Annotated in this window: 7 protein-coding genes and 1 pseudogene; 3 read left to right on the forward strand and 5 right to left on the reverse strand. The window is 72.5% G+C overall.

What is annotated here, in order from left to right; translation table 11 throughout:
- The 4 genes and pseudogenes from N869_RS10730 to N869_RS10745 form a co-directional block, all read right to left on the reverse strand.
- Positions 1–871 (reverse strand): annotated as a pseudogene (locus N869_RS10730) (TM0106 family RecB-like putative nuclease); the annotation flags it as partial.
- A gap of 45 nt (positions 872–916) precedes the next feature.
- Positions 917–2,128, reverse strand: a complete 1,212-nt coding sequence (locus N869_RS10735) for an ABC transporter permease (RefSeq protein WP_035061409.1) — start codon at positions 2,126–2,128, stop codon at positions 917–919.
- Entirely contained in the window at positions 2,125–3,069 is a 945-nt protein-coding gene (locus N869_RS10740) for an ABC transporter ATP-binding protein (protein WP_035061411.1), read from the reverse strand. The genes N869_RS10735 and N869_RS10740 overlap by 4 nt, the downstream gene beginning before the upstream one ends.
- A gap of 86 nt (positions 3,070–3,155) precedes the next feature.
- Positions 3,156–4,607, reverse strand: coding sequence for a glucose-6-phosphate dehydrogenase (locus tag N869_RS10745; RefSeq protein ID WP_232229702.1), 1,452 nt, complete (start codon positions 4,605–4,607; stop codon positions 3,156–3,158).
- Between the two features lie 176 nt (positions 4,608–4,783).
- Between N869_RS10745 and N869_RS10750 the strand changes: the two genes are divergently transcribed.
- On the forward strand, positions 4,784–5,050 hold the full coding sequence (locus tag N869_RS10750; RefSeq protein WP_035061413.1) for a hypothetical protein: 267 nt from the start codon (positions 4,784–4,786) through the stop codon (positions 5,048–5,050).
- A gap of 47 nt (positions 5,051–5,097) precedes the next feature.
- Here the strand turns inward: N869_RS10750 and N869_RS16595 are convergent, their stop codons facing one another.
- Entirely contained in the window at positions 5,098–6,099 is a 1,002-nt protein-coding gene (locus N869_RS16595) for a DUF4190 domain-containing protein (protein WP_052105416.1), read from the reverse strand.
- 119 nt (positions 6,100–6,218) lie between these two features.
- Between N869_RS16595 and N869_RS10760 the strand changes: the two genes are divergently transcribed.
- Positions 6,219–6,863 (forward strand): suppressor of fused domain protein, encoded by a 645-nt coding sequence (locus N869_RS10760; protein WP_052105418.1) that lies wholly within the window; start codon positions 6,219–6,221, stop codon positions 6,861–6,863.
- 110 nt (positions 6,864–6,973) lie between these two features.
- Positions 6,974–8,158, forward strand: a complete 1,185-nt coding sequence (locus tag N869_RS10765; RefSeq protein ID WP_198026047.1) for a hypothetical protein — start codon at positions 6,974–6,976, stop codon at positions 8,156–8,158.
- Positions 8,159–8,269 lie beyond the last annotated feature (111 nt).

An 8,269-nucleotide genomic window follows, 5' to 3' on the forward strand; every position in this document is an offset into this window, starting at 1 on the left:
GGTCGGCGGGTTCCAGTCCGGGCACCGGGTCGTCGGCGGCGGCGAGCAGCTCGAGGGTGGTGAGTCCTGCGGCGCGCAGCCGAGCGGTGCGGGGGTCGTGCGGTCCGTGCACCAGGAGCACCTCGCCCCTGAGCTCGACCTCGGGTCGGCAGACCGCGCACGTCCCGCACGCCCGGTACCGTGCGTCACCCCACGCGGCGGGTCCCTGCGCGTCGGTGCGGGAGCGGACCAGGTCCGCGAGGCGTCGGCGTCGGGCGCGGTAGAGGGGGAGGAGGTCGGCGACCCGGTGGTGGGTGGTCGACAGGTCGCCGAGCACCAGGTGCACGTCCTCGGCGTGGTGGAACCCTGCGGTGAGCAGCTGGTCGGCGTGCGCGGCCAGCTGGAGCAGGGCCACGACCTTGGCGTGCCTGGACATGCGGGTGTCGTGCGGGGCGTATCGCGCCGGGCCCTGCACGGTGCTGCGGCGCCGGACCAGGAAGTCCGCCCGGCCGAGGAACGCCCCGTCGAAGAAGGTCGCGCCGTGCACGACGTCCGCCCCGGCGTGCAGCACGGCGACGGTCTCGGTGTGCTTGGCCTCCAGGACGTTGCGTGAGGTCATGTCCTCGGGCGCCGGGGTGAGGATCTGCGCGACCCCGTGCCCGGTGCGGGAGCGCCAGCGCCCGTACCGGTCGAGGTGGTCGGCGAGGGCGAGGGCCTCCAGGTCGCCGCCGAGGTCGGTCCCTGGCTCCTCGGTGGCGTCGGCCGGCAGCTCGAGGGGGTCGGTCCACCCGAGGAGCACGTCGAGGACGCGTGCGAGCGCGTACTCGCAGCGTGCCGCGGCCGTCAGGTCGGCCGCGCCGTGGACGACGGTGCCGTCGTCGAGCAGGAACATGGCTTGAGGCTAACGATCAACTCCGCCGGTTGCCGTGGTCTGTCCTCAGCCTTTGAGCGCTGTCCCCAACTTCATCCGCCCACCTGTGTGCAGGACCGCCCTGCGGTAGACCCGACCGGCCAGCCACACGAGCACCGGGATCGTCAGGAGGGTGACCGCCGCGCCGGCAGCGACCTCCCATACCGGCACCGTGCCGATCGCCTCCCGGACGGGCACGACGAACGGTGCGGTGAAGGGGATGTACGTCAGGACGCGCGCGACGGTCCCGTCGGGGGCGCCCGTCACGACGAACAGCGTCACGTAGTAGGGCACGAACAGCACGAACATCAGGGGGGTGGTGACCGCCCCGATCTCCTCCTGTCGGGACACCAGTGCCGCGAACCCGCCGAACAGCAGCGCGTAGAGGGCGTAGCCGAGCAGGAACCACAGGATCAGCGCAGCGAGAGCTCCGCCCACGTCGACCTGGAACCGGTCGGCCAGCCCGGTCGCGAGGGCCGCGGCGGCAGCGGCCCCACCCAGCACCAGGACCTGGAGCAGGCCGAAGACGCCGATGCCCAGGATCTTGCCTGCGAGGAGCTGGGACGGCTTGATCGTCGACAGCAGCAGCTCCACGACACGGGAGGTCTTCTCCTCCACCACGCCCATCGCGATCACGGACCCGGCACTGATCAGGGAGAACAGCAGGACGGAGATCATGAGGACGGCGATCGTGTACGCGACCGGGTCGAACTCGTCATCGGCATCCGTGACGCTGCTGACCTGCGGCTCGGCCGTGGCCAGGGCGGTGGCGAGGGCGTCGGGGTCTCCGCCGAGGTCGGCCACCTCCTGGGTGAGCACGTGCTGGACGACCGCCGCGCGCACGATCTCCAGGAGGACCTCGTCGGCGGTCTCGGCCACGAGCACCTCGGGTGCCCGCGGGTCTCCGGAGATGTACGCGGCGACCGTGTCGGTGCCGTCCTGGGGGTCGGCGGTGAGCGCATCGGTGCCCTGATCGGGGGTCAGGGCCGTGGTGGTGACGGTGCGCCCGTACGTCTCGCCGGCCGCCTGCAGGTGCTCGGTGAGGACGGCGACCGAGGTGTCGAGCCCCAGGGGCAGGTCGGGTGCGTCGTCCTGGTCCCGGTCCTGGAAGACCGACAGCAGCACCGCACCGGCCACGATCACCACCACCATGATCCCCAGGGAGATCAGGGTGGACCTGGTGGCGACCCGGGTGCGCACCTCGCGCGCGGCGACCAGCAGGACGGGATGGCGGGTCATCGGCTGACCTCCTGCTCGGTGGCCGTGGGTTCCTGCGCGCTGACGACGTCCCGGAACAGGTCGGTGAGGCTGGGGCGCACGGGCGTCAGGCCACGGACCTGACCGAGCTCGAGGGCGGCACGCAGCACGGCACCGGTCACGTCGGTCGCGCCCGGGTGCGCCTGGACCATCACGGTGCGACCGTCGCCGGGGCTGACGGTGGCCGCGGGCACCTGGGACAACCGGGCCAGGACGGTCCGCTGGTCGGCGTCGACGTCCAGCACCCACCGCTCCTGGTCGGTGCTGCGGAGCTCGTCGATCGTGCCCAGCGCCTGCATGCGGCCGGCGCGGACGATGCCGACCCGGTCGCACAGGCGTTCCACCAGGTCCAGCTGGTGGGAGGAGAAGATCACCGGGACGCCGGCGTCGGCCCGCTCTCGCAGCACGGCGCTCATCACGTCGACGGCGACGGGGTCCAGCCCGCTGAACGGCTCGTCCAGCACGAGCACGTCGGGCTCGTGGACGAGCGCCGCGGCCAGCTGGACCCGCTGCTGGTTGCCCAGGGACAGCTTCTCGACGTCGTCACCGCGACGGGCGCCCACCCCGAGGCGGTCGGTCCAGGTGCGCACGGCGTCGCGGGCGTCGTCGCGGCTCATGCCGTGCAGGCCGGCGAGGAGCTCCAGCTGCGCTCCGACCTTCATCTTGGGGTACAGCCCGCGCTCCTCGGGCATGTAGCCGACGCGGCGGCGGGCCTGCAGGTCCAGGACCTGCCCGTCCCACCGGACCTCGCCGGAGTCCGCGGCGAGCACCCCCAGCATGATCCTCATGGTGGTGGTCTTGCCGGCACCGTTGGAGCCGACGAACCCGAAGATCTCGCCGGCGCGGACGTCGAACGTCATGTCCGTCAGCGCCCGCAGGCTCCCGTACGCCTTGTTCAGGTGGTCGATCTCCAGGACGCTCATGCGTCCGCCCCGCCGCGGCCCTCGGGTGCTCGCCTGGTTCTCATGGGCCACCAACGTAGCAACCCCGCGGGTACGGCCGGTCGTGCTCAGGTCGGGTCTGTCTGACCCAGGAGCCACCCCACGGGACCGGCCAGGTCGCACGCCTCGCTCGGGCCCCAGGACCCCGGGGCATAGGGGTGCACGGCGGGTCGGTCGTCTCCCAGCAGGGGTTCGAACGCGGCCCACGCCGCCTCCAGCCCGCGAGGTGTGGTGAACAGGCTCCGGTCACCCTGGAGGACGTCGACCAGCAGCGAGGCGTAGGGCGGCAGGGCGTCCCCGTCCACGTCTTGCAGGTCCAGGCGTGCGGTGCCGGTGCTCAGGCGCAGGTCCGGGCCGGGACGCTTGACGGTGGTCGTGATCTCGATCGCGCCGTCCCCGGCCAGGGAGAGCGACACGACCCCGTGCTGGACCTCGTCGCCGAACAGGTGCTCGGGGTCCCGGCGCAGCACGAGGCTGACCCGCTGGGCGTCATCGGCCATGCGCTTGCCGGTGCGGAGCAGGAACGGCACGCCCTCCCACCGGGGGTTGTCGACCCACAGGCGCACCGCGACGAACGTGTCGGTCCCGGAGTCGTCGTCCACCCCGTCCAGGTCCCGGTACCCCACGAACTGGCCGAGCACGACGTCCGTGCCGGGGTCCAGGGGCCGGAAGCACGCGATCGCGTCCTCCCGTGCGTGGACCAGGTCCTCGGCCGCCAGGTCGTGCGGCGGTTCCATGGCCACCTGCGCCGCCACCTGGAACAGGTGGTTGACGACCATGTCGAGCGCGGCGCCGGTCGCGTCGTAGAACTCCGCGCGTCCCGCCACGTCGAGGGTCTCGGGGACGTCGACCTGCACCTGCTCCACGTGCGTGCGGTCCCAGACGGACCCGAACAGCTCGTTCGCGAAGCGCAGCACGTGCAGGTTCTGCGTGGCCTCCTTCCCCAGGAAGTGGTCGATGCGGAACACCTGCTCCTCGTCGAACACCTCGTGCACCACGTCGTCGAGCTCGCGGAACGACTCCGGGGAGGTCCCGTACGGCTTCTCGAAGACGATCCGCACGCCCCGGTTCAGGTCGTGGGCGTGCAGCGCGCGGGTGACGGGCACGAACGCCGCCGGTGGGACGGCCAGGTAGTGCACGACGTCGACGTCCTCGCCGGAACCGTCGGCAAGGGTGCGGCACAGGTCCGCCAACGTGTCGGGGAACTGCCCGGGGTCGTCCTCGGTGAGCTCACGCGTGTAACGGGCGTGCTCGGTGAGGACGCGCGCGTCGTCCTCGGCCAGGTCGTCACCGGCCCCGAACTCCTCGATCCCGTCCCGGATCACCTGCGCGAAGTCCTCGTCGCTGAGCTCCCCGCGACCGGTGCCCAGGACCGCCCACCGCTCGGGCAGCAGGCCGCGCCGCTGCAGCGTCGCCAGCGCCGGGTAGACCATGCGCCGCGAGAGGTCCCCCCGGGCTCCGTGCAGCACGAGGACCAGCGGTCGGGTCGTCGTCGCGTCGTCGTTCGTCGTGGGGCTCACCGCACACCTCCGGTCGGGGGTCGGACCCGCTCGACGCTAGGCGCACACCGGTGTCGGCGCGCGGCGAGCGGGTGATGCTGCTGCGCCGATCGGGTGGCGCGGGTCAGGTGCGGGCCCCGGGTGCCGATCCTCCTCCATGAGGCGTGTCGCCTCCGTACGCCAAGGAGGGCCGTCGAATGGGCAGGACGCTCACCCCCGGGACCCGTGTGGTCGGTCCCCCGCTCGTGCTCCACGGGCACCACCCCCTGCGGGGCAACGCCACCACGTGGCACGTGACGCCCGTCGAGCAGGCCCAGTGCCTGGCGGCCCAGGCGGAGTTCGTCGTCGAGCGCGCCGAGGGGCACATCTCCGACCCGGCGGCGTGGTCGCAGGTGGAGAAGGAGGTCCTGGTGATGACCGCCACCGAGACCCGCGACCTGGTCCAGCGCATCGCCTCCCGCTGACCGTCAGGCCGCTCCTCGGCGGGTCGCCCGCGCCCGGCGACCTTCCCTCAGCGTTCCCCGCCGTGGGCGGGCGTCCACTCCTCCCGACCCACCCCCGTCACCGTCCACCGGTCCTCCTGCTGCTCGAGCGCGACGGTGTAGGCCATCCGGTGCGGCTCGGTGGCGCTGACGTGCGGCACGCCGTCCTCGTCGGTGACCTCCACCACCGAGGACTCCAGCGCGATCAGGACTCGCGCGGCTTCGGTGCCCGCGGTCTGCGTCTCGATCCGCAGCGGCGCCACCGACATGATCAGGTAGCGGCCGTCCTCGGGTGCGAGCGGGTCGGCGACCGCGCTCGCGGCGGCGTGGTCGCACCACACGCAGTCGGGGTCGACCAGTGACCGCATGAGGGTGTCGTCGCCGGTGACGTAGGTGTGACGCCAGGCGGCGAGCGCGAGGACGGCGGTGGCGGCGGCCCCGTCGTCCCCCTCACGTTCCCGGGTGGTGTCCACGGCCCGCGGGTCCAGGGCCACGTGGTCCAGCCGCAGTGGCATACCGGTGCGGGTGAACATGGTGGCGAGGGGCTCGGCCGTGATCGGGTTCGTGGCGACCTCGTCGGTGGCCTCGGCCGGGAGGTCGTCGGCGTCGGGCCGGACGAGTCCGTCGAGGGGGCCGAGCGGGTCCCCGTCATTGGGCCCCATCTCGTCGCCCGCCAGGTCCGAGGGATCCCCGGGCTCGACGACCAGGGGCGGGGCCTCGGTGGTGGTGAAGTACCAGACCCCGACGGTCGTCGAGGCGAGCCCGAGGACGACGGCGACGGCGCCGAGGACGATGCCGCTGCGGGCGGTGCCGAGCCCGCCGTAACCCTTGTCGCGTGCGCGCCGCAGCGCCCGGGTGCCGACGACCGCTCCCACGGCGCCACCGACGACACCCAGGAGCCCGACGAACGGCAACCAGCTGAGCAGGACCGCCACGATGCCGAGGACGAGGGCGGTGTCGGCGAGGCTGTTGGGGTTGCGGCGGGTGCGCACGGGCGCGGGGCGTGAGGTGCCGTCGGTGGGCTGGGTCATGGGATCTCCGGTGAGCGCGGGACGTCGTGTCGCACCCTACGTGTCGACCCCCCTCCTGACAGGGGACCCTGGCCTGTGGAGAACCGGTTCTCGTGACCTGGCTCACCTAGCGTGAGCCAATGGCCCTCCTCGACCGCGCACCCGTCCACCACCGTGACGCTGCCTTGACTTCCGACTGGGAGTCGATCGACGCTGTCATGACCTTGCTGTACGGCAGGGCTGTGCCGCGTCATGTCGGGTACACCACCCCTCCCGAGTTCGGTCGGCAGCAGGTCGGCTGCTCCGCGTACGACGCCGGCGACCACTGGCACTACGTGACGCACGGCCTGACGGCACTGTTCCGGCCCGTGATCGAGCACGACCCGGCCGCCGACGGCTGGGGCTTCGAGCTCACGATGCGCGTTCCCCGTGACATCCGGTACGACGTCCCCCTGTGGCCGTTCACGATGATCGACGAGATCGCCCAGCACGCGCGGTTCACACGGCAGGTCCTGCTCGAGGGGGATCTGGTCGACCTGCACGAGGCGGTCACGGGCTACCCCCGGCTCGGTGACGCGCCGCCCACGTCGTTGACGGTGCTCGCCGTCACGCCGGACGTGCGCCTGGGGTCGATCGGCACGCCCTGCGGGCCGGTGGCGTTCCGTCAGCTCGTCGGGGTGACCGCTGCCGAGAAGGCCGAGATGCGGTACACCTCGGCCCAGGCGGTGCTCGCCCGGATGTCGCAGTGGGACCGCTGGTTGATGACCGACCCGTGGCGCGCGTGACGGCCGCGCCTTAACCGTTTCGTGGGAGGTATGGCGGGGTTCGTCCCTAGAGTCGCCGACGTCAGCTGCAGGTGAGCGGCGAGCGAGCGGCACAGCGCGAAGGAGCGACCATGGACGCCTCGACCATCCGGCCCCCCGTCGGGAACGACGGATCCTCCCGGGCCAGGCGCAGGCTCGTGGCCCTGGCCACCGCGGCCGTGATGAGCGTCGGGGTCCCGGTCGTCGCGGCCCCCGCCGCGCAGGGGGCCGAGTGCTCCGGCTCGTACCGCGCCGAGGCGGTGCAGCAGGGCGGCACGTGGATCGCCCGCAACGGCGGGCGTCAGGTGTACAGCGGCCCGGACATGCGCTCGGCCGTGCAGGCGGCGATCGGGTCGCTGACGCCCGGGCGCACCACGCGGGAGAGGGTCGTGGTGCGCGGGTCCGGCACGATGTCCGCCGGGAGCCGCATCTCGCTACCGAGCCACACCGCCCTCGAGGTCTGCGGGACGATCAACGTGACCGGCAGCGGGTCGGGCGACCAGGCGGTGGTCTACGCCAGGGGCGTGCGCGACGTCGAGGTGACGCGCCTACGGGTGACGGGGACGCCTCTGTACGGGATCTTCATGCGCAACGTCACCGACGTCCATCTGGGCCAGATCGACCTGAGGCTGAACGGCGCCGGCCTGGGGATCCGCATCGACAACCACGGCAACCGGGCCGAACGGTCGCGCAACATCAGGATCGACGACGTCTACGTCCAGGGCACCGGGTCCCACGGGGTGGAGACCTACGGGGTCGACGGGCTACGGGTCGGGTCGGTCACGGCCAGGTCGACCGGGTACTCGGGCCTGCTCCTGAACGACACGACCCACGCCGACGTCGGGCTTGTCGACGCCGTGGGGGCGGGAACGGGCACCGGGTACGCGGCACTGCGGATGGCGAACCGCAACGGAAGGGTCGGCACCGGCTACCCGACGAACATCCGCGTGGGGACAGTGCGCGCCCAGGGCGGCGGGCGCGGCATCTTCTGCGTCTCCGAGAGCGGTGGCGTCGTCATCGACCGGGTCGAGCTGACCCGAACCGGCAACAACCCCGTGCTCATCGAGAACTGCTACAACGTGTCGCTCGCCACGTCGGGGGGAACCGTGTCGGGCGGGGACGTGCGCCTGGCGGCCCGGTCGGAGTTCCCCAACAACCGCGACGTGACGTTGCAGAACCTGCGCCTGACAGACGGAGCCCGCGTGGTCGAGAACCCGTGCGCGGTGAACTTCGTGGTCCGCGGCGTGGAGCCGACGAGCGCCGTCCGGCGGTGCTGATCCGGCGCGCGAGTGCGGGACCGACCGGGCCGACAGCGCGCTGACCTGCACAGTTGCCAACAGGCCCGGCTGCACGTAATGTTCTGCATCGCCCCGCCGGGGAGGAACGGA

It is taken from the genome of Cellulomonas bogoriensis 69B4 = DSM 16987, assembly GCF_000767165.1.
Taxonomy (GTDB): Bacteria; Actinomycetota; Actinomycetes; order Actinomycetales; family Cellulomonadaceae; genus Actinotalea; species Actinotalea bogoriensis.

Excerpts from the sequence above, each read along its gene's own strand:
- N869_RS10735 (WP_035061409.1), bottom strand. The coding sequence starts at position 2,128 with ATGACCCGCCATCCCGTCCTGCTGGTCGCCGCGCGCGAGGTGCGCACC.
- N869_RS10740 (WP_035061411.1), bottom strand. The coding sequence starts at position 3,069 with ATGAGCGTCCTGGAGATCGACCACCTGAACAAGGCGTACGGGAGCCTG.
- N869_RS10750 (WP_035061413.1), top strand. The coding sequence starts at position 4,784 with ATGGGCAGGACGCTCACCCCCGGGACCCGTGTGGTCGGTCCCCCGCTC.
- N869_RS16595 (WP_052105416.1), bottom strand. The coding sequence starts at position 6,099 with ATGACCCAGCCCACCGACGGCACCTCACGCCCCGCGCCCGTGCGCACC.
- N869_RS10760 (WP_052105418.1), top strand. The coding sequence starts at position 6,219 with ATGGCCCTCCTCGACCGCGCACCCGTCCACCACCGTGACGCTGCCTTG.
- N869_RS10765 (WP_198026047.1), top strand. The coding sequence starts at position 6,974 with ATGGACGCCTCGACCATCCGGCCCCCCGTCGGGAACGACGGATCCTCC.